The sequence below is a fragment of the Aquipuribacter hungaricus genome (assembly GCF_037860755.1).
GTDB lineage: Bacteria > Actinomycetota > Actinomycetes > Actinomycetales > JBBAYJ01 > Aquipuribacter > Aquipuribacter hungaricus.
The window spans coordinates 1-1,205 of sequence record NZ_JBBEOI010000440.1 but is presented as its reverse complement, the minus strand read 5'-3'; the positions used below and the strand labels follow the sequence as shown (position 1 = coordinate 1,205).

Annotated in this window: 1 protein-coding gene; it reads left to right on the top strand. The window is 79.8% G+C overall.

The annotated features are described in order from the left end of the window. Positions 1-1,205, top strand: a 1,205-nt coding sequence (locus WCS02_RS20470; protein ID WP_340296164.1) for a hypothetical protein, incomplete at both ends; no start/stop codon positions are given.

Here is a 1,205-nt window from a genome sequence, read left to right as displayed (position 1 = left end):
TGGCGCGTGGCCGGGTCCCGCTGGCGCTCGCGCCGCGCCCGCGCGGTCCCGTCCGGGGCGCTGCGCACCCTGCAGCGCTCCCGCTCGCAGGTCATGCGCGAGGACCTGGACGCCTGGCGCGCCCGCCGCTCGCTGCGCCGCCAGCAGGACGTCGACGACGACGACGTCCCCCTGGAGGCGCTGGAGTCCGGCCCGGTCGACGACGAGACCATCGACCTCGACCTGGGTGCGAGCGGCCCCGCCCGCCGCTTCTTCGGCCACCCGCTCACCTACCTGCTGCCGCTCACCCTGCTGCTCGGCGCGCTGCCCCTGCTCCGGTCCGTCACCCGCCCCGGGCCCGTCGACGCCGACGGCCTCGCGGTCGCCGTCGAGGACCCGACCGCCGGGCTGGACGCCCTGGAGCTGTGGTCGCGCGCGGCCACCGGCTGGCGAGACGTCGGCACCGGGGTGCTCGGCGCCGCCGACCCGGCCACCACCGTCTGGGCCGGTCTCACCGCCGTGGTCTCCCTGCTCACCCGCGGCAGCCTGGACGCCGCCGTCCTGGGCGACGCGCGGCAGGCCGTCGTGCTGCTCGGCCCGGCGCTCGCCCTCGTCCTGGCCTACCCGGTCGCCCGCGGCCTGCTGCGACGCCGCAGCACCGCCGCCGGCGCCGCCACCGTCTGGGCCCTGCTGCCGGCCACCGGCCTGCTGGGCGCGGTGCACGCCGGCGACCTGCTCGTCCACGCCCTGCTGCCGGTGCTCCTGGCGGCGCTGCTGGGCTGCCTCGGGCCCCGGCCGGTCAACAGCACGGCCGCCGCCGGGCTGCTCGCCGGGCTCGTGGTGGCGCTGTCGCCCGGCACCTGGCCCGTCCTCGTGCTCGTCGCCGTGCTCGTCGGGGTCGTGGGCGGTTCCCGCGTCCTGGCCAGCTGGCGCGCATGCCTGCCGCTGGTCGCCGTGGCCGCCCCGGCCCTGCTGTGGGCGGGCTGGGTGTCCCCGCTGCGGCGCGACCCCCGCGCCCTCCTGCTCGACCCGTCCTCGACCGACCCCACGCTCGTCGGGCTGCCCACCGCCGCCGGCCTGACCGACGTGGCCCTGCGCAGCCGCGACCTGCTCGCCGGCCGCGCCGGCCTGCTCGACGACCCCGCCTCCGTCCTGGCCGCCGTCGCCCTGCTGCTGCTGGCCGTCGCGGCCGTCCTCGCCGGCGTCCTCGTCGTCGCCGCGCTCGC